The sequence below is a fragment of the Rhodoligotrophos appendicifer genome, from assembly GCF_007474605.1.
GTDB classification, from domain to species: Bacteria; Pseudomonadota; Alphaproteobacteria; order Rhizobiales; family Im1; genus Rhodoligotrophos; species Rhodoligotrophos appendicifer.
Genome location: NZ_VHKL01000009.1, coordinates 299,024 through 322,890, shown reverse-complemented (window position 1 = coordinate 322,890; position 23,867 = coordinate 299,024). Strand labels below are relative to the sequence as shown.

Sequence of the window (23,867 nt, the reverse complement as noted above, 5' to 3'; positions counted from 1 at the left end):
TATGTGCCATTGAGCCTCGATGAGTAAGGTCGCCATCATGGTGGCCCAGCGCCTGGCGCTGGGCCTGTTGATCCTGTGGGTGGTCTCCCTGATCATCTTTCTCGGGGTTTCGCTGCTGCCTGGCGACATCGCCACGGAAATCCTCGGTCAGTCTGCCACGCCAGAAACCGTCGCGGCGCTGCGCCGACAGCTCGGTCTCGACCTGCCGGCACATGTCCGGTACTTCCAATGGCTCGGCGGCCTGCTGCAGGGCGATTTCGGGCAGTCGCTGGCGAACAAGAGGCAGATTGCCGAGCTGATCGGAACGCGGCTGATGAACACGCTGTTCCTGGCCGTGGTCGCCGCGATCATCTCGGTCCCCATCGCCCTCATCCTGGGCTTGCTGGCGGCCTTGTACCGCAATTCGTTTTTCGACCGGGCGGTGAACGTGCTCACCCTCTCGTCGATCTCCTTTCCGGAATTCTTCGTCGCCTACATCCTGATCATGTTCCTGTCGGTCAGGTTCGGCTGGTTTCCCTCGATTTCCAATGTAAGCCCGAGCGATCCCCTGCTGGAGAGGCTGCATTCCGTGGCGCTGCCGGCGTTGACGCTGACGCTGGTGGTGGTGGCGCATATGATGCGGATGACGCGCGCTGCGATCATCAACCTCCTGGCCAGCCCCTATATCGAGATGGCGGCGCTGAAGGGAATGTCACGGCCAAGGATCATCGTGCACCATGCGCTGCCGAATGCGCTGGCTCCGATCATCAATGTGGTGGTGATCAACCTCGCCTATCTCGTGGTCGGCGTCGTGGTGGTGGAGGTCGTCTTCGTCTATCCCGGGCTGGGGCAGCTGATGGTGGATTCCGTGCAAAAGCGGGATATTCCGGTCGTGCAAGCCTGCAGCCTGCTGTTTGCGGGAACCTATATCGTGCTCAATCTCAGCGCGGACATCCTGTCGATCCTGACCAATCCACGGCTGATGCATCCGAGATGAGCAAGGAAACGCCCATCACCGAGAGTGTGATCCGGCCCGAGCCAGGGGTGCCGGAGGGGGAGCAGGAGCTGGTGATCAGCCTCGCCAGCGATCCGGTCCGGGGCCGGCGCAGCACCATTGCGCGGGAACTCTGGAAAGCGCCCTTCACTGCGAAGATCGGGCTGATCATCATCGCGATCTACGTGTTCGTCGCGGTCTTTGCGCCCATCCTCACTCCCTATGGCGAGTCGCAAGTCGTGGGTCTGCAGTTCGAGCCCTGGGGCGATCCCTATCTGCTGGGGACCGACAATCTGGGCCGGGACATGTATACGCGGCTCATCTACGGCGCCCGCAACACGATCGGGATCGCCTTCATCACGACCATTTTCGCCTTTGTCATCGGGGGCGGTGCGGGATTGCTGGCGGCCACGATCGGCGGGTGGGTGGATCAGGCTCTCGCCCGGTTCGTGGACGTGCTGATGGCCATCCCCCAGCTGATCTTCGCCTTGCTGCTGCTCACCATCTTCGGCACCTCGGTGCCGATGCTGATCATCATCATCGCCATCCTGGATTCGACGCGCGTGTTCCGGCTGGCGCGGGCGGTGGGCATGAATATCGTCGTCATGGATTTCGTGGAAGCGGCGCGGTTGCGGGGCGAGGGGCTGGGGTGGATCATGCGGCGGGAGATCCTGCCCAACATCATGCCGCCGCTGGTGGCCGAATTCGGCCTGCGGTTCTGCTTCGTGTTCCTGATGGTCAGCGCGCTGTCATTCCTGGGCATCGGCATCCAGCCGCCGACAGCGGATTGGGGCTCCATGGTCCGGGACAACGCCACATTGATCACCTATGGCGACATCACCCCGCTGCTGCCAGCCGCAGCGATCGCCATTCTCACCGTGGGCGTCAACTTCGTCGTCGACTGGTTCCTGCACCGAACGAGCGGATTGCGCGATGAACATTAGCCAAGCGCGAGGCCGGCGCGGCGACATGCTGCTGGAGATGAAGGGGCTGCGGATCGAGGGCCAAAGCGACGATGTGTGGTCCGAGATCGTGAAGGGCGTCGACGTCAAACTCATGCGCGGGGAGGTGCTGGGGCTGATCGGCGAATCCGGAGCGGGCAAGTCCACCATCGGCCTTGCGGCCATGGCCTATGCGCGGGCCGGCTGCCGGATCACGGCAGGGGAAATCCTCTTCGACGGCAAAGATCTGCGCAAGATGTCGGAGGATGACCGGCGGAAGCTGAGGGGCGTCAAGATCTCCTATGTGGCGCAGAGCGCGGCCGCTTCGTTCAACCCGGCCCATCGGCTGATCGACCAATATGCCGAAGTCGCGGTGAAGCACGGCGTGGCCAGCGAAAAGCAGGCGAAGAAAGAGGCGGTAGAGCTTTATCGCCGGCTGCAGCTGCCGGACCCGGACACCATCGGAGAGCGCTATCCCCACCAGGTCTCAGGCGGGCAGCTGCAACGGGCCATGGTGGCCATGGCCATGGCGTGCAGGCCGGATCTCATCGTGTTCGACGAGCCCACGACGGCGCTTGACGTGACGACACAGATCGAAGTGCTGGCGGCGATCAAGGACATCGTCCAGCAGTTCAATACTGCAGCGATCTACATCACCCATGACCTTGCCGTGGTGGCGCAGGTCGCCGACCGGATCATGGTGCTGCGCTACGGGGAGCTCGTGGAGGAGGGGGAGACCCGGGAGCTGCTCGCCAATCCCCAGCAGGACTATACACGGCGCCTGCTTGCGGTACGCGAGACGGCAAAGGTCGAGGAATCCGGGCACGACGTCCTGCTGCGGGTGAACGCCGTGAGCGCCTCCTATGCGGGGCTGATCAAGGTTCTGGAGAACGTCACGATCCAAGTGCCGAAGGGGCGCACCGTGGCGGTTGTGGGAGAATCCGGGTCCGGCAAGTCGACGCTGGCACGGGTCATCACCGGGCTGCTGCCTCCCTCACGCGGCGAGGTGCTGTTCAAGGGCAAGCCGCTGCCGGCCGCCCTCAAAGGACGCAACAAGGATGCGCTGCGACGCATTCAGATGATCTACCAGATGCCCGACACCGCGCTCAATCCGCGGCAGCGCGTGAGAGAAATCATCGGACGTCCGCTCAGTTTCTACCTGGGTCTCGACGGCGCGGAACGGGAGGCAAAGCTCAGGTCGCTCATGGAGATGATCGAGCTCGAGCCGAAATTCCTGGATCGTTTTCCCAGCGAGCTCTCCGGAGGCCAGAAGCAGCGGGTCTGCATCGCGCGGGCGTTGGCGGCCGAACCGGACCTGATCATTTGCGACGAGGTCACCTCCGCCCTCGACCAACTCGTTGCGGAAGGCATCCTGAAGCTGCTGCTCCGGCTGCAAAGGGAACTGCGCGTCTCGTATCTGTTCATTACCCATGACATCGCGACGGTGCGGGCCATCGCGGACGAGATCGTCGTCATGTATCAAGGCCGGGTGGTCGAGCAGGGCGCCAAGACCGAGGTTCTGACACCGCCTCACCACGCCTATACGAAGCTCCTGCTCTCCTCCGTTCCGGAGATGGATCCGGATTGGCTGGACCGGCTGCTGGCGGCGCGCTCACAAGCGGCGGCCTAGCTCTCTAGATGCCGTTCCTGGGGAGGCTGGAGGTCCAGTCACGGCGGCAGATCAGGACGTCTCCCTCAAACGCCTCGACCCAGGCGTCCAGTTCAAACGCGCCGGGGGTGGAGGTCATGACGGCCCCGGCCTCGATGCGGACCTGCCACGCGCCGCGGCCCATCTCGTAGGTCTGAGTCATTTCGGCACGCGCGGAGTTCGGGTCGCCGGGAGCGATCGTGTAGATGCGCTCGTAACGATGGCCCAGCTCCATGCCAATGGAGTCGATGACAAATTTTCCCCTGGCGCCAAAGACACCCCCGTCAATCGAGACGCGGTGGCTGACTGCGCCGGTGACTTGATCAATGGTGACCTGACGCTCCAGGCTGCCCGGGCGGAGCGTGGTCGTCGAGGCCGGCGGCGGCGCAATCGGCTCAGGAAGCTTGACCTCGTCAAGCGTATCGGTGGACCGCCGAAGGGGAAGCGAGAGCTTGCTCGTGCCCGAGGTGAGGGTGAGCGTCGTGGCCTCTGGCGAAGGCCAGACGATCGGCCAATAGGCGTTGGAAATCACCAGACGCAGGCGGTGGCCGGCGGGCACCGCATAGGCCGTGGGATGCAGGGTCACGGTGACGCGATAGAACGTGCCGGGTTCCAGCGGCTCGATTGCCTCATGCCCGTTGCGGTGGGTGAGATTCAACACTCCGCGGGCGATGACAGGACAGGTGCCGTCGGGGCGCAGATCACACAGGCGGATGGCGAGAAGGGCGGATGGCCTGTCAGATGAGACATCGAGCGTCACCTCGCCCAGCCCAAGAATTTCCAGCCGGTCTTCCAGCGGAGCCGTGTCGAAAGCAAGACAGCCGGCGAGGTCGTTCCCCTGATCACCGGGAACGTCGCCCGGCACCGCGAAGGAACACCAGTCCGCAGCAGCCAGGCCCGTCGTCTGCGGCGAGGACAGGGTCAGGTGCTCGGAGGGTTCAGGATGACCACCGAGGCGATCCTTGTTCAGCACCCAATCGGCCGGCTCGACATTCGCGCTCGGCCAGCCTGCCTCGGCGATCCAGCGGCCGGGTCGGAACGTGTGGATCGGCCGGGGCGGCACAGAGTCCTGCATGTAGAACTGCAAGGGCTGCTCGGACATGACGCCGTTGTCGACAGCCTTGAGCCAGTGATCCCACCAGCGAAGCGCCTCCTGCAGGAAACCCACGGCCGGGCCCGGACTTCCCTCATGAGGATAGAGGTGTGCCCAAGGACCCATGGTCACCCGGCAGGGGGCTTGGAGGTTGGCAGCCAATCGGAAGGGTGTGGCGCGATAGAGATCGGCCCAGCCACCCCAGATCCAGACCGGGCATCGGATGTCCGAATAATTGGTGGCGACGGAGCCGTGCTTCCAAAAATCGTCGCGGGTCTGATGATGGAGCCATGTCTCGGGCCAGAAGGTCTCCTGCTGGAGGCGGTCGAGCCACATGTCACGCCATTGGTCGCCGACGATTTCCGGGTCGGGTGGGCGGGCATTGAAGATCTGCATGATCGTGCCCCACCAGAAATTGTCGTTGAGCAGACAGCCGCCGGCGAAATGGATGTCCTCGTCGTAACGATCATCGGTCCCCATCACGGGGATAATGGCCTTGAGGGCAGGGGGGCGGCGGGCTGCAACCTGGAGGGCGTTAAAGGCGCCCCAGGACTTGCCCATCATGCCGACGGATCCCGTGCACCACGGTTGGTCGGCAAGCCAGGCGATGACCTCGAGGGCATCATCCTGCTCCTGCTTCAGATATTCGTCGTGCATGATGCCGCCGGACTCGCCGGAGCCGCGCAGGTCGACGCGAATAGAGGCATAGCCACGGGCGGCGAACCAGGGATGAATGCTCTCGTCACGCAGGCGCATGAAATCGCGCTTGCGATAAGGGATGTATTCGAGAATGGCCGGGACCGGATGGGTCTCGGCGTCTTGAGGCAGCCAAATTCGCGCGGCGAGGCGCGTTCCATCCCGGAGGGGGATCCAGACGTTCTCAACGTCGCGGATGGCGACCGGAGCCGCAGAACCTTCTGGCATGCACGCCTCAGCACAAATGGACGTCAGTTGCGATCATAGCGGTAGACCGTGTCAAAAAGACAATACAAGCGGGCAATTTGCGTGTCCTTCGTGCTCGGATCAGGGCGACAAGTTTTACGTCGGACTAAATTCCTCACGCAAAAACAATATTTTACAACAACTTCAGTCGACCAAGTATACTTTGGTTGTATAAAAACATAAGTGTCTACAGTCAAAGGATAAAGGTCCGAGATTGCCTCAAGCCAAACGGCGTGCAACAGATTTCGCTGTCTTTTGGGGGTTATCATGACAGTAGTGAAGTTTTTAGGGCTCCTCGCCTTGGGGCTCAGTGTGTCCGGCTGCGCGACCATCGTCAACGGAACGACCCAGTCCATCGCCATCGCCACACCACCCGTTTCCGGCGCGCAATGCGACCTTTCAAGTTCCGAAGGAAAATGGAGCGTCGTCACGCCCGGTGTCGTCACGGTCTCACGCAGCAAGAGTGCCATCGACATCCAGTGCAACGCACCAGGGTATCAGACGGCCGTGTCTCTCATTCCTTCGAATTTCGAAGGCTGGACGGCCGGCAATCTCGTGTTCGGCGGCGTGATCGGGCTTGGTGTCGATGCGGCGACGGGCGCAATGAACCAGTATCCAGGGGCCTTCCAGGTGCCGATGACACCGATCAGCCCCGGAAGCCTGCCGCCGAAGCCGCATAAGGGTGTGCCGGTTTCCTAACAGTCGATTCAGACTAAGTCCTCTGCCAGATTGAAGATCAGGCTTCCCGAAGTCACTATACGGCTGAAAAGCCATATCGTGTCCAAAGGGTGCCGACCATGCAGTCAAAGATCATCGGAACGAACCTGCCCGTGCTCGAGCTGACGCTGGAGCCGGGCGACAAGATCGTCGCGGCTCCGGATCAGCTCTCCTGGATGTCGGGGAATATCAGCCTCAACACGACGACGGCCACCGGCGGATCCAGCGGCCTGTGGGGTGCCGTCGGGCGTGCCCTGGGCGGCGGCGGGCTCTTCATGACAGAGTTCACGGCCCAGGGAGGCCGCGGCTTCGTCGCGATGGCTGCCAAGCTGCCGGGAACATTTACAGAGGTCGAGGTCAGCCCCGGGCGATCCTACATGATCCATCGGCACGGTTTCGTCGCGGGCACTCATGGCGTGGAACTCGCGACCGGGTTCCAGCAAAGCCTCGGGTCGGGGCTGTTCGGCGGTGACGGCTTCATTCTGCAACGGCTCTCCGGCACGGCGAAGGCATGGGTCGAACTGGGTGGCGAGCTGGTCAGCTATACGCTCGAGCCGGGGCAGGACCTGCTGGTGCATCCGGGCCATGTCGGCATGTTCGAGGAGGGGGTCGGCTTCGAGATCACCACGTTGCGCGGAATCAAGACCATCGCATTCGGCGGCGACGGGCTGTTCCTGGCTCGTTTGTCCGGGCCCGGGCGGGTCTGGCTGCAGTCGCTCACGCCGGGCAATCTCGCTCACGCGGTGGAGCCCTATCTTCCCCGGCCCCATTGATCATGGGGCGCGCTGCCTGGAGAGCCCGTGGCGGGTCTTCTGCCAATGGAAGGGACGGCGGATAAACTCCCAAAGCGCGAACCAGGCACCGGCGGAGATCATGAGCCAATAGACGGGCGTCAGCATCAGCGCGAACCGCAGAAACCTCAGATCCGGCCTGTTCGACAAGGCCATCAGGCCGGAGAAGATCGCGACGGACAAGCCGGAGGTGAAGACGACCACCGATAGCGTGGCCAGAGCGATCTCTGCGCCGTTGAGACCGGATGTGGTGGCATCGCTGGAGGCAAGCTTCCAGATCAGCGCGATCGTGAATACGGGATGCAGCAGGCCGGACAGGATGATGCCTGCGCTCATGACCTGGAAGGCCAGGAACCCTGCAGGCCCCAGTTCAGACCAGAGCCGCCGGGGCGAGCGCATATGGACGAACCAGGTCTGGATCCAGCCTTTGATCCAGCGGGATCGCTGGCGCATCCAGTTGCCCGGGCGGCAGTTGGCCTCCTCATAGGTCGTGCTTGGGATCACCCCGATGCGATAGCCCAGTCGCGCCATCCTCACGCCGAGATCGGCATCCTCGGTTACGTTGAACGGATCCCAAGCCCCTGCCTCCCGAAGCACTTCGACCCGGAAGTGATTGGAGGTGCCGCCCAAGGGGATCGGCAGGTTGAACCGCGCGAGGACAGGCAGAAGCAGGTCGAACAGAGTCGCGTATTCGATCGTAAACTGGCGCGTCAGCCAATTCTCATCGGGATTGAAGAATGACAAGCGCCCCTGGAGGCAAGCCGTTGCCGGTCCAGCCTCCTGGAAGCGGGCAATTGCCAGCCGCAACTGGTCAGGTTCCGGGCGATCCTCGGCGTCGTAGATGACGACAAAGCTGCCCCGGATGAAGCGAAGGGCATAATTGAGGGCCTTGGGTTTGGTCTGGGGCAGGAGACGCGGCACCACGATGATCTCGAAGCAGCCCGGGAGCTCAATGGCCTCAACGGCCTTGCGCGTCTCCCGGTCCTCCTCCTCCAGGATGATCTTGATGTCGAGCTTGGCCGCGGGATAATCGATGGCCAGCAGAGAAACGACCAAATCCTCCAGAACGTCCGCCTCGCGGAAGACCGGCACCAGGATGCTGTAGACCGGAAGATCGCGGTCCTTCAGCCGGATCGGGGGGATCCGATGTGCGGATGGGCGATCATGGATCATGGCCCAGGCCTTCAGAGCGATGACGGAGAGAAAGGTCGCGCACAAGACGAGCGTCGCGAGCGTCCCAGCCCAGGCGGGTGCTGCACCAATGAGGGCGATGGCCAAGATGGCAAAAGCGGCCATGGCGTGGGATTGAGGGGGCGAAAAACGCCGGTGGGCGGAAAGATCCGGCCAGGTCTCAGCAAGGTGGTTTCGCGACTGGCGCAAAATGGCCGGGCCCCAGATGTCGATCACCGCAGCGCGCAGATCGTCCGGCGTGGTCAGGCTCGCGACCAACATTCCAAGCCCCGGCCCACGCCACGGAGCCGGGTCGGCCGAGACATGGAAGGTCGCCTCCGAACTGACCGAGGATGGCAGATAGCCGGTCATCAAGACATCCTGGGCGGTATCGGTGGAGAGGCTCGACAGCGCGGTGCGGAGAGCGAGCTCGCCCGCACGCGGAAGACCGGTGACTTGCTGCAAGGCGGAGATCAATGATTCCTGCGTCACAAACCCTTCCGCGAGAAGGACCTGGCCGAGCGGAACATCGGCCGTTTCCGCCAGGCTGAAGGCGGCCGCGAGATCGCCAGCCGCCAGAGCCCCCCGCTCGAACAGGATGCGACCAAGCTGGCGATCGAGTTCTTCGGCAGGATCGGATGTGACGTCAAGCACCGCTAAGTTCAAAGCAGCATGCGACTGCTTCTTCGGTCCTGTCGGCCGAAGCGAAAAAACATTGTCGATGATGGCTGAGCCCCCCGGCCTTCGCTTTCTCGATCATCTCATCACGAAATTCTGGCGCGAGGAAGCCGGCTCGTGCAAAAGTCAGAGGCATGGAGAAGTTATCCACTATGACGCGAACGTATCGGGTTCTGGTCGCAGCGCTGATGATGGCGCTTGGCTCGACGGCGCCTGCGCTGGCCCAGGAGGTCGAGGTCGAGCGGCAGGAACTGCCCTCCCTGACCGCCCCGGCCCCGGCTGCAAAGACGGAGACTCCCCCCTCCACGCCGGACGTCATAGAGGATCCCAAGCCCGCAGACGAGGGGCGGGCCAAAAGCGACCGGGCTGCCGCCACGTCCAAGGCGGCCAAGCCTGCAGCGGGCGCGTCGACGACCGACGGCACACCGCAGGTCTGGCGCCTCAACCCGGCTGCGACGAGGCCCGACCTCACCCAGAGGGAGCCGATCAAGCTCCTGGTGGGCAACGATTACCCGCCGTTCAACTATCTGGATGAAAACGGCGTCGCGACCGGCTTCAACGTCGATCTCGGGCGCGCCGTCTGCGTCGTGTTGCGCGTGCGGTGCACCGTGACAGCCATGGCTTGGGAGGATCTCATTCCGGCCCTGCAGAACGGCACGGGTGACGCGGTCATCGCCTCCTTACGAATTGCGCCGGCAGCGTTGGAGAATGTGGATTTCACCAAGCCGTATTTCAGAAATCCGGCGCGCTTCGTCGTCAGAAGCGACGGGAGAATCGATGTCGCAGATGCGGAGACCCTGTCGCGTAAGCGCATCGCCGTCGTGAGAGGCTCGGCACATGAGGCTTATCTCAGCGCCTTCTTCCCGAACTCGATCATCAGGCTTTATGATACCGATGCCCAGGCGCTGGAGGCTCTGCGAACGGAACAGGTCGATGCCACTTTCGGCGATGGCGCATCGCTGATGTTCTGGACACTCGGGCGCGCTTCACAGGACTGCTGCAGACTTGCCCATGGGGCCTTTACCGAAGCCATGTTCTTCGGCAGCGGCGCCGGGATCGCCGTGCGGAGAGGCGACACTCCCTTGCGAACCGGATTCGAATATGCACTCGATCAGGTCAAGGCCAGCGGAGCCTATGATTCACTGCTGAAGAAATATCTTCCCGCCACATTGTATTGAGCTCAAGCCCTCAGAGCACGGCATAGCGGGCGATCGCCGATCGTTCGATGGCGGCGCAGGAGAGCTTGTCCAGGTTCAGAGTATCTCGGATGATTTGCAGCAGCCTGATCTCCTCCTTCGGCAATTGAAGGTCAGAGGCGGCAATCTCCACTGCAACCGCATAGGCGGTCTCGCGCAAATGATGGGGCAGTGCTTCCTTGACCAAGGCCAGAAGGGTGCGCAGGCCCTCATCGCTGCTCAGCAGCTCGCCGGCTTCTTGAGCGATGTAGACAAGGCGTTCCGGGTCGAAGCCGCGGAACACGGGAAAGCGCTGAACAATCGCTCCGATCCAGCTGAGCTCACGGTCCCCCATGCGGCGGTCGACTGCCGACATGGTCACCATGAGGTAGATGAGGGCCTGATGCGGATTAATGGTGCTCATGCAAACTCCAACGCGAGGTGAGGCGAACCCTAATGGGGGACGGAGCCATCAGCAAGGTGGCTTGGGCAGAAAAGCTTCGATGACCTCGATTGCATCCACCAGACCCAGGCGACGAATTTCAACGCCGGGGGGGAATGCGGTGAGGAAGCGCGAGGCAAGGCGCGGATCGAGAATGGTGAAGACACCCCGGTCGTCGGCGCGCCGGATCAGCCGACCAAAGGCCTGACGCAAGCGCAGGCGAACGATCATGTCCTGATAGGCATTTCCGCCAAAGGCATTGCGACGGGCGCGCTCGAGGATGGATGGCTGCGGCCAGGGCACACGCTCCAGCACGATGAGACGGAGGGCGTCACCGGGGACGTCCACTCCATCGCGAACGGCATCCGTGCCGAGGAGGCAGCCGTTGCGCTCGGCTCGGAAGAGGTCGACGAGCGTGCCGGTGTCCATGGGATCGACATGCTGAGCGAAGAGAGAGAGCCCCTCGGCGCCCAGCGGCCCGGCGATGCGCTTATAAATCTCCCGGAGGCGCGAAATCGCGGTGAAGAGGCCAAGGGCTCCCCCACCCGCAGCCAGGAAAAGCTCGCGATAGGCGGCCGCCACCTGATCGCGGTCCTCACGATTGACGTCGTTCACGACCAGGATCTTCGCCTGACTCGGATAGTCATAAGGGCTCTCGTGGCCAGAGCGTGAGATGGGGTAGGCCAGATGCGTAACGCCGGTCCGCATCTCGGCGCTGGCCCAGTCCTCTGGAACATCGGGAAGGCGATCGCGCAGGGTGGCGGAGGTGATGACGGCACCATCCACGGATTCCAGCACAATCGAGGCGAGCGGGATGGTGGGATCGATCCAGTGGCGGTACATGCCGACATCGGCCTCGCGGCCAAAGCTGTGTTCGATGGCGAACCATTCAACGAAGCCGCGGGGCTCGTCGGCAGCGAGGCGATCGAGCATGTCGAGCCAGGCGGCAAGGGTGATCTCGGAGCGTTGGCGAAGCCCGCGCGCGACCGATTCAATGCGTGACCGCTCGGCGCTCTCCAAGGTTCGGGCCTCGTCCGACAGGCGGGCCATCAGCGCCTTGGCCAATGCCTGCATGGGTGCTGCGAGTTCCTGAAGAGCGGCGGCCAAACCGGCGGCAGCGTCCGCCATACCGGTGATTGCGGGACGGCAGCCGGTCTCAAGCATATAGGTGCCGGCAGCGTCGGAGCGAGCCAGCACCTGTTCGCGGACCAGAGCCAGGAATGTCTCCGCCTCGCCCTCCGGCATGCCGGCCTGGATGCGGCGTTGCCAGCCCGGGCCAGGCAAGCGGCTAGCCGCCTCCACAACGGCGTGCAGGAGTTCCTCCGTCCGGGACTCGTCGTCGGAGATCAGATCGCCAATCCGATCGGTCAGGCTGCGCCCCCGCCGTCCGCGCATCTCGCCGCCGCGGAGCCAGCGACGAAGCTCGGTTGCTTCAAGAGCCGTCAAATGGGCAGCAAAGGCGTTGTCGGCGGCGTCGAAGACGTGGTGTCCTTCATCGAAGACAAGGCGGCGGATCGTACCGGTCGACGTCTGCTCCTCGGCCGTCTGGGAGGATCCCAACAGCTGGTCCTGGGCCGCCTGGGCCATGACCAGGGCGTGGTTGCCGATGACGATCTCGGCCTTGCGAGCGGCGCGGGTCGCCTTCTCTATGAAACATTTGCGATAATGCGCGCAGGAGGCATAGATGCACTCGCCGCGCCGGTCCGTCAGGCCGAGCGCCAAGGGGGACGGCGCCCGTTCCGTTTCCTGATCGGCAAAGAGGGACATCAGCCAGGCGGGGAAGTCACCGCCGATCATGTCGCCGTCGCGGCTGGCGCGCACCCAGCGCACGATCAGGACCGCGAGGAGATTGCCACGCGGATTGCCGCTCATCTGGCCGAGACGCTCCTGCAGGTTCAGGAGGCACAGGTAATTCTCGCGACCCTTGCGAATGACGACTTTGCGGCGGCGCTCCGCTGGATCGGGATAGAGGCGCTGGGTTTCCTGTTCGAGCTGGCGTTGCAGGTTCTTCGTGTAGGTGGAAATCCATACGGTCCCGCCATTGGTGCGAGCCCACACGGCGGAGGGTGCGAGATAGCCCAGGGTCTTGCCCAGGCCGGTGCCGGCTTCGGCCAGCAGGATGTGATTTTCATGACGGCTCGTGCGCGGCGCGAAGGCCGTGACGGTGCGTGCGCAGTATTCGCGTTGAGCCGGCCGAGGCTCGCTGTCGCGACCCAGGGCGCGAAGGAGCTCGGCATCGGCGTCCTGCGCCTGGATCGGCTTGGTATCGGGCTGCGGGCGCGGCCCCTCATCCTCCCATTCAGAGAGGCGATCCCAGACATTCAGGCCCGTGAGAAACGGGGACGGCTCGACAGAGTTGCCGCCAGAGGAGACGGCGTGGAGAACCAGGGGAGCCCAGGGCCACATGCTGCGGGCCAGAAACTGGGCCTGCTCGGCAAGCTCCCGGGTCGAGTGAAGCCGGGCCTCCTGGACGAGACTTGCGAGTAGGGTCCGCGCAATGTCGCGCAACAGGGTTGCGGGCGAGGCCGCATCGTCCAGCTGGAGGGCGCGCGCCAGGCCCGCAGGCGTGGGGAGGGCGAAGCGCGCCGGATGAACAAACGCGAACAATTCCGCCACATCATAATGCGGCTGCAAAAGTGCTCCCCGGGCGGCAGACCGGTCCGCCCCGGACATGATCTTGAGTCTGTTGGCAATGAAGACGGCGTGGCAGAGCAAATGCGGGCCGTCGGCCAATCGCTCGAGACCCAAGGCTGCAGATGTCATTTCCAGGACATCGCCGGATGATGCAATGGCAAGGCCCGCCCGTTCAAGGGCTGCCGCAGGCAATGCCTCAATGGCGTCGGTGACGAGGCCGGCGGAAGTGTGATGGGCTTTGTGAGACATTCGGCGGATAGTGTAGAGGATTCGGTAAGGGTTTTCACGCGTCGAGGTATGAGCGTTGACAGGCAGGATCATCACGCTGGCCCAGCAGAAAGGCGGATCTGGAAAAACGACAATCGCTGCGCATCTCGCGGTGGCCTTTCATCTGCAGGGACTCAGGGTCGCAATTGTCGATGTCGATCCGCAGGGAAGCCTCGGAGAATGGTTCGAGGCGCGCGAGCGGCGGATGGCTGACGATGCCGGTCTCAGCTTCCGCACAGCAAGCGGGTGGGGGGCGCGGCGCGCGGCGCGAGCCTTGGCGCGGGACTTCGACATCGTGGTCGTCGACACTCCGCCGAAGTCTGATGTGGAGGCGAAGTCAGCAATCGAGACCGCAAATCTCGTGGTGGTGCCGATCCAACCGACACATGTCGATCTGTGGGCGACAAAGCCGACGCTGGACTTGATCGGCCAAGTGCAAGTGCCCTCCTTGCTGATCCTCAATCGCGTGCTGTCACGAGTGTCCCTGACGGGCGAGATGGCCGCAGCGATGGCGGAGTTCGGGCATCCGGCGGCCTCAAACACGATCGGAAACAGAGTGGGGTTTGCGGCCAGCATGGGGGAGGGCAGCACCCTGCTCGAGAGAGAGCCAGGCAGCAAGGGAAGCGCCGAGCTGCAGGCGGTCGCGTTAGAGGTCATCGATCACCTTGTCGCGGCCGACGGTGCACAACCTTAGACACAAGCGTGCAATAGGGGTTGCGTAACGTCACCGAGGTATGTTTCACCGTATTTTACATCCAGTGGCCGCATTCCAGCCACATCGGCGCCGTGACCCCCGACGTTAACAGCGCCGCCTGGCGATAAGGAGATCCCTTGCCGCACGAGACCGCTCTCATTGCGATGCTGGCCATCGGCTTCGTGTTTGCATTCATCTTCGGTTTTCTGGCCGACAGGCTGAGACTCCCGCCTCTCGTGGGCTACCTGGTCGCCGGGGTCGCCATCGGCCCCTTCACACCCGGGTACATCGCCGATTCCGGCCTCGCCGGCCAGTTGGCGGAGATGGGCGTGATCCTGCTGATGTTCGGCGTGGGCCTCCATTTCTCGGCATCGGCGCTCATGGCCGTGAGGTGGATCGCGATCCCAGGAGCGGTCGGGCAGATCTGCATCGCAACCCTGATGGGAGTCGGGGTCGCCTGGCTCTGGGGATGGAGCCTCGGGGCGGGGCTCGTTTTCGGGCTGAGTCTTTCGGTCGCCAGCACGGTGGTGCTGCTGCGCGCCCTCGAGGAGAGGAACACCATCGACACGCCCAACGGGCGGATCGCCATTGGCTGGCTCATCGTCGAAGATCTTGCGATGGTCATGGCGCTCGTCCTCCTGCCCGCGTTCGCCGAGGTGCTTGGCGGGCATGCGGCGACCGGCGCCGATCATGCGCCCGCCGCGAGCGACATGGGGCTGGCGCTCAGCCTGGGGATTACAATCGCCAAGGTCGCAGCTTTCGTCGTACTGGCGATGGCGTTGGGGCCCAAGGTGGTGCCCTGGATCCTGAGACAGGTCGCGCGAACGGGCTCGCGCGAGCTGTTCACTCTCTCGGTCCTGGCGATCGCACTTGGCATCGCTTTTGGATCGGCTGCCGTCTTCGGCGTCTCTTTCGCCCTGGGCGCCTTCTTTGCCGGGGTGGTCTTGAGCGAGTCGCAGTTCAGCCACAGGGCCGCTGCGGATTCGTTACCGCTCCAAGATGCCTTCGCAGTGCTCTTCTTCGTTTCCGTCGGCATGCTCTTCGACCCGTCGATCCTGATGCGCGAGCCGCTCAAGGTTCTCATGGTCGTCGCCCTGATCATCCTCGGAAAGTCACTCGTCGCGTTCGCCATCGTGCTTGCCTTGCGTTTTCCCATGTCGACCGCCTTGACTGTCTCGGCCAGCCTCGCTCAGATCGGTGAGTTCTCGTTCATCCTGGTGGGACTCGGCATCGGACTTGGCCTTCTGCCGGTGGAGGGGCGCGACCTGATCCTGTCCGGTGCGCTGCTATCGATCATGCTCAATCCGCTCGTTTTCGCTGCGGTCACGGCGATGCTCAAGAGCATAGGGGGGCAAGCGCAGGAGTTCGGCGCCACCCAAATGAAGGCCTTGACCCAGGAATTGAACGAGGTGCGTCGAGCGGCAGAATCCCGGGAGAACGAGCGCGGCCTGCAGGCGCAGCAGATGGTCGAGAAGTTCCCGATCTTTGCCGGCCTGGATCCCGAAAAGCGGCAGGAACTGCTGATGCTGTTCAAGCCACGATCGGCGGAGCCAGGCAAAAAAATCATCCGGGTGGGGGACCGAGCCGACGCCATGTACTTCATCTCGTCGGGAAGCGTGCAAGTGTCGGTGGGCGACAAAACGATCAAGTTGGGGCCGGGAGACTTTTTCGGGGAAATGGCGCTGTTGAGCGGAACGCGGCGGACGGCCGACGTGACCGCAACCGACTACTGCCAATTTCTGACCCTTTCGGTGCGGGATTTCCGGCAATTCATTGCACGCCATCCTCAGCTCAAGGCGCAGTTCGACGCCATGGCAGCGAAGCGGCGCCTCATGAACGAGGGACGGGGAGACCGCGTAGGCGGGGAGGTGGCAGCGGACACCGCGAGTTGACGCGAACGCGCTTCACTCCTAGGGTCCGCCGCTCCAATGATGCAACCCCTTGAGATCGTGACTTCCGTGATACGTGATCCTGAGCTCGTCGACGCTGCACTGGCCAGCAAGGCCTGGCCTTTCGAGGAAGCTCGAAAGCTCTTGGAGCGCGCCAAGAAGCTCGGAAAGTCCGAGATCCTGTTCGAAACGGGCTACGGCCCTTCGGGCTTGCCCCATATCGGCACCTTTGGCGAGGTGGCGCGAACAACCATGGTGCGGCACGCATTCTCCCTGATGTCGGATCTTCCAACCCGGCTCATCTGCTTTTCGGACGATCTGGACGGGTTGAGGAAAATCCCGGACAACGTGCCGAACAAGGAGCTGATCAGACCCTATCTGAACCAGCCCCTGACGAAGGTGCCGGATCCCTTCGGGAAGTTCGAGAGCTTCGGTCAGCACAACAATGCCATGCTGAGGGCGTTTCTCGATCAATTCGGCTTCGAGTATGATTTCTTCAGTGCGACCGAGTGCTATCGCTCCGGGCTCTTCGATCAGGCTCTGCTGAGGGTGCTCGAATGCTATGACGAGGTCATGGCCATCATGCTGCCTTCGCTGCGGGAAGAGCGGCAGCAGAGCTATTCACCTTTCCTGCCGATTTCACCGCGGACCGGCCATGTGCTGCAGGTGCCCATCGAGGAGCGAAAGGTCGATGCGGGCACGATCGTGTACAAGGATCCCGAGACCGGGGAACTCGTCGAGCAGCCGGTAACCGGCGGCCAGTGCAAGTTGCAATGGAAGGCGGACTGGGCCATGCGCTGGTATGCGCTGGGCGTGGATTACGAAATGTCGGGGAAGGATCTGATCGATTCGGTCAAACTCTCCAGCCGGATTTGCTCGGTCTTGGGCGGAGAGCCCCCGGATGGCTTCAATTACGAGCTGTTCCTCGACGAGATGGGGCAAAAGATCTCCAAGTCGAAGGGGAACGGACTGACCATCGACGAATGGCTGCGCTATGCCAGTCCCGACAGCCTGCAACTCTACATGTTCCAGTCGCCGCGCAAGGCGAAGCGGCTTTACTTCGACGTCATTCCGAAGGCGGTGGACGAGTATTTCACCTTCCTGGGAAAGTATCCGGAGCAGGATCTCAAGGAAAAGCTCGGTAATCCGGTGTGGCACATCCATTCCGGTGAGCCACCAGCCTCCAATCTTCCCATCAGCTTCGCCTTGCTGCTGAATCTGGTCAGCGCGTCGAATTCCTCCGACCGCGACGTGTTGTGGGGGTTCGTCCGGCGCTATGCACCGGATGCATCGCCCGAGGCCCATGCAGAATTCGACCGGCTCGTGGATTACGCGATTCAGTATTTCCATGATTTCGTGCGGCCGAATAAATCCTTCCGCGCACCGAGCGACCTGGAAAGGCGGGCATTGGAGGCGCTGGAACAGCGCCTGGCGACATGCGAACCGACAGCCAGCGCCGAAGCGATCCAGGAAATGCTCTACGAGGTGGGCAAGGACGCGGGATTTGAGACGTTGCGGGACTGGTTCAAGGCCCTGTACGAGGTGCTTCTGGGTCAGGAGCAGGGGCCGCGGTTCGGATCGTTCGTCGCCCTTTATGGCGTCGCCGAGACGCGGGCGTTGATTGCCGCCGCGCTCTCAGGAAAGCTCGGGTGATGAAGGTTCCCTGGCCCCGCCAACTCACGGTGCGGGGCCAAAGCATTCATTCTGGAATACGGCTGGTTTGATTACGGGCGCGCCGGCTTACTGACTGGCCCACACAATGCGGCCGATCCACTCCAGATCTTCCACATTGAAGACGACCACGTCATCTTCAGCATCCAGGGCAAAGGGCAGAAGCTCGATCACCCGCGCCGTCCGGCGATGGAGCGTCTTGATGATCACGCCGCCCTCGCGGCTCTTGCCCACGATACGATCCCCCCGCCGCAACGATGCGTTTGGCGAGACGACGATCACATCGCCATCCCGATAGATCGGGGCGAGATCATCACCGCTGATCTCCAATGCGAAGACACGATCGTCCTTCAGGCCCGGAAAGGCCAAGGCGTCCCAATGTCCCCCACTGGGGAGCCCCTTGTCATCGAAGTATCCGGGCGAATCGACCTGGTTCAAACCAATCAACGGGATGATCGGGCTGTTGGGAGACGTGCAGCCCCCCTGGCCATTCACCAACATTGCAAATTCCATGATGTTGGAGTTGGTCGCCCGCAGAATCTTCGACACGCTCTCCGTGGTCGGCCAGCGTGGACGCCCGTCCGCAGTAAAACGCTTAGACTTGTTAAAGGTCGTTGGATCGAGACCGGAACTCTTGGCCAAACCTGATGCGGATAATTTACTACGGGCCGCCAGTTCATCGATGGCCGACCAAATGTGATTATGCAAAAACATACTCTATTCTCTCGTCAAAAACGTCCGAAATGACATCTCAAAAACAGACAAGTACAAGCGTCATCATTGCCTAGGGCGCGGACATTGCCCGCGACAAAGGCACGCCGGAGAATGGATCCGGCATATGCAACAAATGCGTGAATTTTTATGTAAAAACAACCTTTACGTTAAACGAGGACGCCCCCCATGATTTCTGCGCCTGAGACGCGAGCTAAAACCCAAGATGCGTGAGACTTTGTTCCCCCTTTTCAACAGCGTGCTGCAGCGGCTCGATCCCGAATCTGCGCATAAGCTCACGATCGCCATGCTCAAGGCAGCGTCGCTGGGCCGGCCACCGGTCGATCATCCGGTCCTTGGCGTGACAACCTTCGGCCTGTCCTTCCCAAACCCAGTCGGTATTGCGGCCGGTTTCGACAAAAATGCCGAAGTGGCGCGCGCCATGACCGCCCTGGGCTTCGGCTTTGCCGAGGTCGGAACGGTTACCCCAAAGGCGCAGGAGGGAAATCCCAAACCCAGGATCTTTCGGCTTCGCGAAGACAATGCGGTCATCAACAGACTCGGCTTTAACAATAAAGGTCATGCCGCAGCTTTCGAGGCGATCAAATCGCTCAGTCCAGAAACCCTCGTAGGGGTGAATATTGGCGCCAATAAGGATTCAAAGGATCGGATTGATGACTATGTTCTTGGAGTTAGGAGGTTTGCCGCGTATTCCCGCTATTTAACCATAAATATTTCTTCGCCTAATACGCCTGGACTGCGAGACCTGCAAGCAACGGCAGCCCTCGTAGAACTGTTGGAGAGGGTTTTGGAGGCGCGGCATGAGAGCGGTGCAGTTGTGCCGATTCTGCTGAAGATCTCTCCGGATCTTACAGATGACGACCTTCAGGACGTGTCGGCCGCCTGCTTGAAGCTGGGCGTGGACGGCATGATCGTCTCGAACACGACGATCACGCGGCCTGCTCTGCGCTCCACCCATGCGAGAGAAACGGGCGGCCTGTCCGGCGCGCCGCTCTTTGTCCGCTCAACGCGGGCGCTGGCGAGAGTTTACCTCGCCACGGGGGGGAAGATCCCGCTGATCGGCGTGGGCGGGATCACATCCGCGGAGACCGCCATCGAGAAAATCAAAGCCGGCGCCACACTTGTACAGCTCTATACGGGGCTCATCTATAAGGGCCCGGCGCTCATAACGGAAATCAAACAGGGGTTCGTGCGTTATGTGCAGGCCCACGGATTGCGGAGCATGGCGGATGCAACCGGATCCGACGCCGGTGGCTGGGCAAACAGAGAGGCGTAGAGCATGAGCGTCGTCATCTATCACAACCCTCGCTGCGCGAAGTCCCGCGAGACCCTGAAGCTGCTGGAGGATCGCGGCATCCATCCGCAAATCGTCGAATATCTGAAAACACCCCCGGCAGAAGCCATTCTCACGGATATTCTCAAGAAGCTCAACAAGACGCCACGGGACCTCATTCGCCGGCAGGAGACGCCTTATCAGGAGCTTGGGTTGGATAATCCGGAGCTCAGCGATCAGGAGCTGATGCATGCGCTGAGTGCTAACCCGATCCTGCTCCAACGGCCCATCGTGACTGCCAATGGTCAGGCAGCCATCGGACGACCGCCCGAAGCGGTTCTTTCAATCCTTTAGAGCCAAACGTTGCCGCTTCGTGTCGATGGCGCTGAGATCACACTTGCCGAAGCGGGGCGTCTCGCTCTTCCGGAGCTCTTTGCCGAGTGGTTCGCGGCGCAGGGATGGCAGCCGAGGCGGCACCAGCTGGAGCTGCTCGGCCTGGCCAGCCGGGGGCTGTCCACATTGCTCATTGCTCCGACGGGGGGCGGAAAGACGCTGGCCGGGTTCCTGCCCAGCCTGGTCGAACTGACGGAAGCCAGGGATCACGATCAAAACGCTCGCGTCGGCCCCCATACTCTCTACATTTCGCCGCTGAAGGCCCTTGCGGTCGACGTGGCGCGCAATCTCGAGCGGCCCGTCTCCGAGATGAAGCTGCCCATCACCTTGGAGACCCGAACGGGGGACACGTCCGCCTCAAAGCGCGCGCGACAACGGCTGAAACCGCCCGACATCCTCATGACGACACCGGAGCAACTGGCGCTGCTCCTGGCCCTGCCGGATGCGAGCCGGCTGTTCAAGGGGCTGAGAGCCATTGTCCTCGATGAACTGCATGCGATCGTCGCAAGCAAGCGGGGCGTGCTGCTTTCACTCGGGCTGGCCCGTCTCGCCAGGCTGGCACCCGAAGCGCGCCGCGTGGGGTTGTCCGCAACGGTGGCCGATCCCGACGGGCTGCGCGCCTGGCTCATGCCGCAAACGCCAGAACAGCCCGTCCTGGCAGAACTCATCATGGGAGACGCGGGGGCAAATGCGAACATCTCCATTCTCGCCTCCCAAGAGCGCGTGCCGTGGGCCGGGCATTCCGCGCGCTACGCCATGCCGGAGATCTACAAGGCCATCTGCGAGGCCAAGATGACTCTGGTCTTCGTCAACACTCGCTCCCAGGCGGAGATGATCTTCCAGGATCTCTGGACCATCAACGAGCTCAATCTGCCGATCGCACTTCACCACGGGTCGCTGGATGTCAGCCAGAGGCGCAAGGTCGAGGCCGCGATGGCGAGCGGGCAATTACGCGCCGTGGTCTGCACATCGACGCTCGATCTCGGCATCGACTGGGGGGAGGTGGATCTCGTCATCAATGTGGGCGCACCCAAGGGGGCCAGCCGTCTCATGCAGCGCATCGGGCGGGCCAGTCACCGGCTCGACGATCCGTCGAGAGCGCTGCTCGTTCCCGCTAACCGTTTCGAGGTGCTCGAATGCCAAGCCGCGCAAGGGGCTGCAGCCGAAGGCCAGCAGGACAGCGAGCCGCCCGTCGGGGGGAAGCTCGACGTGCTGGCGCAGCATGTCTTGGGGTCGGCGTGTGGCGAGCCGTTCGATGCGACGGTGCTGTTCGAGGAGGTCCGCTCGGCCTATCCCTATCGCGGGCTCACCCGAGACAATTTCGATTCCGTGCTGAGTTTCGTGGCGACGGGCGGATATGCGCTGAAATCCTATGATCGCTACGCAAAGCTCAGACAGCTGCCGGACGGCCGCTGGCGGTTGGCCCATCCGAAGATCGGGCAACAATACCGTCTGAATGTCGGCACGATCGTCGAAGCGGCGATGCTGAAGGTCAAACTGGTCAGTGCGCGAGGATTGGGAGACCGACGGCTGGTCGGGCGGGGTGGCAAGATCCTGGGCGAGGTCGAGGAATGGTTCGTCGAACAGCTGGCGCCGGGCGACACCTTCGTCTTCGCCAGCCAGGTCCTGCGTTTCGAGGGGCTCGACGATCTCGATGCCCTGGTCACGCGCGCCTACAAGGAAGACCCGAAGATCCCGTCCTATAACGGAGGCAAGTTTCCGCTGTCGACCTATCTCGCCGAACGCGTCCGGGAGATCCTGTCCAAGCCGGACGGCTGGAGGAGCCTGCCGGATCAAGTGCGGGACTGGCTCGGCGTTCAGGACTACAAATCGCTGGTGCCGACGGCCGCAGAAATGCTCGTGGAGACGTTCCCGCGCGGGGCGCGATGGTACCTCGTGTGCTATCCGTTCGAGGGGCGGCTTGCGCATCAAACGCTCGGCATGCTGCTCACCCGACGCCTCGAGCGACTGAGGGCCCGGCCGCTGGGCTTCGTGGCCAATGAATATGCGCTGGCGGTGTGGGGCACGCGGGATCTCTCATTGATGATCTCGTCGGGCAAGCTCTCCCTCGACTTCCTGTTCGACGAAGACATGCTGGGGGACGATCTCGACTCATGGCTTGCGGAGTCGAACCTCATGAAGCGTACGTTTAGAACCTGCGCGATCATTGCCGGTCTCATCGAACGGAGACATCCGGGGAAAGAGAAGACAGGACGTCAGGTGACGTTTTCGTCCGACCTCATCTATGACGTGCTGCGCGAACACGAACCGACCCATGTGCTTCTCAGGGCGGCCTGGGACGACGCAGCGACGGGCCTCCTGGACATTCGCCGCCTCGGCGACATGCTCAAGCGCGTCAAAGGGAGGCTCACCTATCGCGCTCTCGATGCGGTATCGCCGCTGGCCGTACCGGTAATGCTTGAGATCGGCCGCGAACGCATTTATGGCGAAGCGCATGAAGCCCTTTTTGCAGAAGCCGCCGAATCACTCATCGACGAAGCCATGCAGATCAATTCCTCCGTTCACTGAACGCGTCACAGGACTTCAGATCCGCGGCCTCGATCTGCGCTTCGATGTCTCGGGCGCCCTGCACGTCCCGGACCTGCGAACGATCGTCGTCGCCGATCTCCACCTCGAGAAGGGTTCAAGCTATGCCATGCGGGGGGTCTTTCTTCCGCCCTATGACACTCGCTCCACCCTCAGGGCGCTGGATGAGGTCTGCCGCAGGCTCAGGCCAGAGCGGATCATTTCCCTTGGCGACAGTTTTCACGACGGGGGCGCCCGCAGTCGCCTGGACGCCGAGGATCTGGTTCGCATCCGCCACTTCACCGAGGCGCATGAGGTCATCTGGCTTGCAGGAAATCACGACAAGGCGCCGCCCATCGATCTCGGCGGAACGGTGGGATCCAGCATTCGCCTTGGACCGATCACGCTCCGGCACGAGCCTTCGCATGGATCAGCGACAGAGCCGGAGATTGCCGGTCATCTCCATCCGGTGGCTGCCATAGCGCAACGTGGATTGCGGCTGCGAGGCCGCTGCTTCGCGAGCGATGGAGAGCGCTTGATCATGCCGGCGTTCGGCTCGTTCACGGGTGGGCTCAATGTCCGCAGCCCGGCGATTTCCTCCCTGTTCTCACAGGGGAAGTTTGCCGTCTGGATGTTGGGGCGGCAGGCGGTCTATGCCTTTCCCTCGCGCGTCCTCCTCCCGGAGTTCTCCTAAGCGGAGGGCGCCATCAGGATCAGTCTCGCCAGGATGATCAGCAGACCAGTGTTCACCATGGCGGTCAGGAAGAGTTGCAGCTTTCCGTACCAGAGGGGCAGCAAGGCTCGCTGGACCGTTGCCATGTCCCATCCAAACTGAAGGATGAAGCCGGCGGTCAGGAGAATTATTCCGGGGATCGGTGGGAGGAGAAGCGAAGCGCCGCCGATGAGCAAGGATGACAGGCTCAGAATGAAGGCGGAGCGGGTTCGGTCGGCTGCGTAGGGGCCGAGGCCGGTCCCCCAGCGAATGCCTCCGAGAAATGCCAGTGTCACCGCCCCGTAAATCAGAGTGATGACGGTTATCGCGCCGATTTCCTCTGGAGAATCGACCAGCCAGACAGCGACAGCCAAACCGATGAAGGGGATCGCCCCAATACATCCGAAGGCCAAGGCAGACTTAGGGAACTGCCTCGACTCCTGCACTCGGGCCCTCTTTTCCATCGATCAACAATCGTCCGCTGCCATGTCCGGCGCCAGTCTGCA

Annotated in this window: 19 protein-coding genes; 13 read left to right on the top strand and 6 right to left on the bottom strand. The window is 62.5% G+C overall.

The features are described 5' to 3' along the window. Positions 1–19 precede the first annotated feature (19 nt). Genes FKM97_RS20550 through FKM97_RS20540 form a run of 3 tightly spaced genes read left to right on the top strand, consistent with a single transcriptional unit; the run spans position 20 to position 3,544 of the window. The gene (locus FKM97_RS20550; RefSeq protein ID WP_144294289.1) at positions 20–976 is read left to right on the top strand and encodes an ABC transporter permease; all 957 of its coding nucleotides are present in this window, start codon (positions 20–22) and stop codon (positions 974–976) included. Next, the gene (locus FKM97_RS20545) at positions 973–1,917 is read left to right on the top strand and encodes an ABC transporter permease (RefSeq protein WP_144294288.1); all 945 of its coding nucleotides are present in this window, start codon (positions 973–975) and stop codon (positions 1,915–1,917) included. The genes FKM97_RS20550 and FKM97_RS20545 overlap by 4 nt, the downstream gene beginning before the upstream one ends. After that, positions 1,907–3,544, top strand: coding sequence for an ABC transporter ATP-binding protein (locus FKM97_RS20540; RefSeq protein ID WP_428977927.1), 1,638 nt, complete (start codon positions 1,907–1,909; stop codon positions 3,542–3,544). Before FKM97_RS20545 ends, FKM97_RS20540 begins: the two co-directional genes overlap by 11 nt. A 4-nt stretch (positions 3,545–3,548) precedes the next feature. On the opposite strand, the gene FKM97_RS20535 is transcribed toward FKM97_RS20540, so the two are convergent. Next, positions 3,549–5,579, bottom strand: a complete 2,031-nt coding sequence (locus FKM97_RS20535) for a CocE/NonD family hydrolase (RefSeq protein ID WP_144294287.1) — start codon at positions 5,577–5,579, stop codon at positions 3,549–3,551. Positions 5,580–5,864: 285 nt separating this feature from the next. On the opposite strand from FKM97_RS20535, the gene FKM97_RS20530 reads away from it, so the two are divergent. Together FKM97_RS20530 and FKM97_RS20525 are read left to right on the top strand one after the other, a co-directional pair. Continuing rightward, complete coding sequence (locus tag FKM97_RS20530; protein WP_144294286.1) at positions 5,865–6,296, top strand: hypothetical protein; 432 nt, start codon at positions 5,865–5,867, stop codon at positions 6,294–6,296. 98 nt (positions 6,297–6,394) lie between these two features. Continuing rightward, complete coding sequence (locus tag FKM97_RS20525) at positions 6,395–7,087, top strand: TIGR00266 family protein (protein WP_144294285.1); 693 nt, start codon at positions 6,395–6,397, stop codon at positions 7,085–7,087. Here FKM97_RS20525 and FKM97_RS20520 read toward each other — a convergent pair whose 3' ends face one another. Next, entirely contained in the window at positions 7,088–8,929 is a 1,842-nt protein-coding gene (locus tag FKM97_RS20520; RefSeq protein ID WP_144294284.1) for a glycosyltransferase, read from the bottom strand. Positions 8,930–9,105: 176 nt separating this feature from the next. Between FKM97_RS20520 and FKM97_RS20515 the strand changes: the two genes are divergently transcribed. Further along, positions 9,106–10,131: a transporter substrate-binding domain-containing protein gene (locus FKM97_RS20515; protein ID WP_170241031.1), complete on the top strand. Its 1,026-nt coding sequence runs from the start codon at positions 9,106–9,108 to the stop codon at positions 10,129–10,131. Positions 10,132–10,141: 10 nt separating this feature from the next. On the opposite strand, the gene FKM97_RS20510 is transcribed toward FKM97_RS20515, so the two are convergent. Continuing rightward, positions 10,142–10,552 (bottom strand): tellurite resistance TerB family protein, encoded by a 411-nt coding sequence (locus tag FKM97_RS20510; RefSeq protein ID WP_144294282.1) that lies wholly within the window; start codon positions 10,550–10,552, stop codon positions 10,142–10,144. 48 nt (positions 10,553–10,600) lie between these two features. Further along, positions 10,601–13,525 carry an ATP-dependent DNA helicase gene (locus FKM97_RS20505; protein WP_144294281.1) on the bottom strand — a complete coding sequence of 975 codons (2,925 nt, stop codon included), beginning with the start codon at positions 13,523–13,525 and terminating at the stop codon, positions 10,601–10,603. Here FKM97_RS20505 and parA point away from each other — a divergent pair. From parA to FKM97_RS20490, 3 genes are all read left to right on the top strand, one after another. Then, complete coding sequence (gene parA / locus FKM97_RS20500) at positions 13,509–14,165, top strand: ParA family partition ATPase (RefSeq protein ID WP_144294280.1); 657 nt, start codon at positions 13,509–13,511, stop codon at positions 14,163–14,165. The two genes, FKM97_RS20505 and parA, sit on opposite strands and share 17 nt — an antisense overlap. 137 nt (positions 14,166–14,302) lie before the next feature. After that, on the top strand, positions 14,303–16,057 hold the full coding sequence (locus FKM97_RS20495; protein ID WP_428977926.1) for a cation:proton antiporter domain-containing protein: 1,755 nt from the start codon (positions 14,303–14,305) through the stop codon (positions 16,055–16,057). Positions 16,058–16,093: 36 nt separating this feature from the next. Continuing rightward, on the top strand, positions 16,094–17,707 hold the full coding sequence (locus FKM97_RS20490; protein WP_246105184.1) for a lysine--tRNA ligase: 1,614 nt from the start codon (positions 16,094–16,096) through the stop codon (positions 17,705–17,707). An 87-nt stretch (positions 17,708–17,794) separates the two neighbouring features. Here the strand turns inward: FKM97_RS20490 and FKM97_RS20485 are convergent, their stop codons facing one another. Then, positions 17,795–18,439, bottom strand: a complete 645-nt coding sequence (locus FKM97_RS20485; RefSeq protein ID WP_144294279.1) for a S24 family peptidase — start codon at positions 18,437–18,439, stop codon at positions 17,795–17,797. A 223-nt stretch (positions 18,440–18,662) separates the two neighbouring features. On the opposite strand from FKM97_RS20485, the gene FKM97_RS20480 reads away from it, so the two are divergent. Genes FKM97_RS20480 through pdeM form a run of 4 tightly spaced genes read left to right on the top strand, consistent with a single transcriptional unit; the run spans position 18,663 to position 23,343 of the window. Then, positions 18,663–19,733, top strand: coding sequence for a quinone-dependent dihydroorotate dehydrogenase (locus tag FKM97_RS20480; protein WP_144294278.1), 1,071 nt, complete (start codon positions 18,663–18,665; stop codon positions 19,731–19,733). Between the two features lie 3 nt (positions 19,734–19,736). Then, a complete protein-coding gene (gene arsC / locus FKM97_RS20475) occupies positions 19,737–20,084 on the top strand; it encodes an arsenate reductase (glutaredoxin) (protein WP_144294277.1) in 348 nt (115 codons plus the stop codon). 9 nt (positions 20,085–20,093) lie between these two features. Beyond that, on the top strand, positions 20,094–22,652 hold the full coding sequence (locus tag FKM97_RS20470) for a ligase-associated DNA damage response DEXH box helicase (protein WP_428977925.1): 2,559 nt from the start codon (positions 20,094–20,096) through the stop codon (positions 22,650–22,652). Then, on the top strand, positions 22,579–23,343 hold the full coding sequence (gene pdeM / locus FKM97_RS20465; protein ID WP_144294276.1) for a ligase-associated DNA damage response endonuclease PdeM: 765 nt from the start codon (positions 22,579–22,581) through the stop codon (positions 23,341–23,343). Before FKM97_RS20470 ends, pdeM begins: the two co-directional genes overlap by 74 nt. Here pdeM and FKM97_RS20460 read toward each other — a convergent pair. Continuing rightward, positions 23,340–23,807 (bottom strand): DUF3429 domain-containing protein, encoded by a 468-nt coding sequence (locus tag FKM97_RS20460; protein ID WP_170241030.1) that lies wholly within the window; start codon positions 23,805–23,807, stop codon positions 23,340–23,342. The genes pdeM and FKM97_RS20460 overlap by 4 nt on opposite strands. Positions 23,808–23,867 lie beyond the last annotated feature (60 nt).

Coding starts and splice junctions, on each gene's coding strand:
- FKM97_RS20550 (WP_144294289.1), top strand. CDS start 20: ATGAGTAAGGTCGCCATCATGGTGGCCCAGCGCCTGGCGCTGGGCCTG.
- FKM97_RS20545 (WP_144294288.1), top strand. CDS start 973: ATGAGCAAGGAAACGCCCATCACCGAGAGTGTGATCCGGCCCGAGCCA.
- FKM97_RS20540 (WP_428977927.1), top strand. CDS start 1,907: ATGAACATTAGCCAAGCGCGAGGCCGGCGCGGCGACATGCTGCTGGAG.
- FKM97_RS20535 (WP_144294287.1), bottom strand. CDS start 5,579: ATGCCAGAAGGTTCTGCGGCTCCGGTCGCCATCCGCGACGTTGAGAAC.
- FKM97_RS20530 (WP_144294286.1), top strand. CDS start 5,865: ATGACAGTAGTGAAGTTTTTAGGGCTCCTCGCCTTGGGGCTCAGTGTG.
- FKM97_RS20525 (WP_144294285.1), top strand. CDS start 6,395: ATGCAGTCAAAGATCATCGGAACGAACCTGCCCGTGCTCGAGCTGACG.
- FKM97_RS20515 (WP_170241031.1), top strand. CDS start 9,106: ATGACGCGAACGTATCGGGTTCTGGTCGCAGCGCTGATGATGGCGCTT.
- FKM97_RS20510 (WP_144294282.1), bottom strand. CDS start 10,552: ATGAGCACCATTAATCCGCATCAGGCCCTCATCTACCTCATGGTGACC.
- FKM97_RS20505 (WP_144294281.1), bottom strand. CDS start 13,525: ATGATCCTGCCTGTCAACGCTCATACCTCGACGCGTGAAAACCCTTAC.
- FKM97_RS20490 (WP_246105184.1), top strand. CDS start 16,094: ATGATGCAACCCCTTGAGATCGTGACTTCCGTGATACGTGATCCTGAG.
- FKM97_RS20485 (WP_144294279.1), bottom strand. CDS start 18,439: ATGTTTTTGCATAATCACATTTGGTCGGCCATCGATGAACTGGCGGCC.
- FKM97_RS20480 (WP_144294278.1), top strand. CDS start 18,663: ATGCGTGAGACTTTGTTCCCCCTTTTCAACAGCGTGCTGCAGCGGCTC.
- arsC (WP_144294277.1), top strand. CDS start 19,737: ATGAGCGTCGTCATCTATCACAACCCTCGCTGCGCGAAGTCCCGCGAG.
- pdeM (WP_144294276.1), top strand. CDS start 22,579: ATGAAGCCCTTTTTGCAGAAGCCGCCGAATCACTCATCGACGAAGCCA.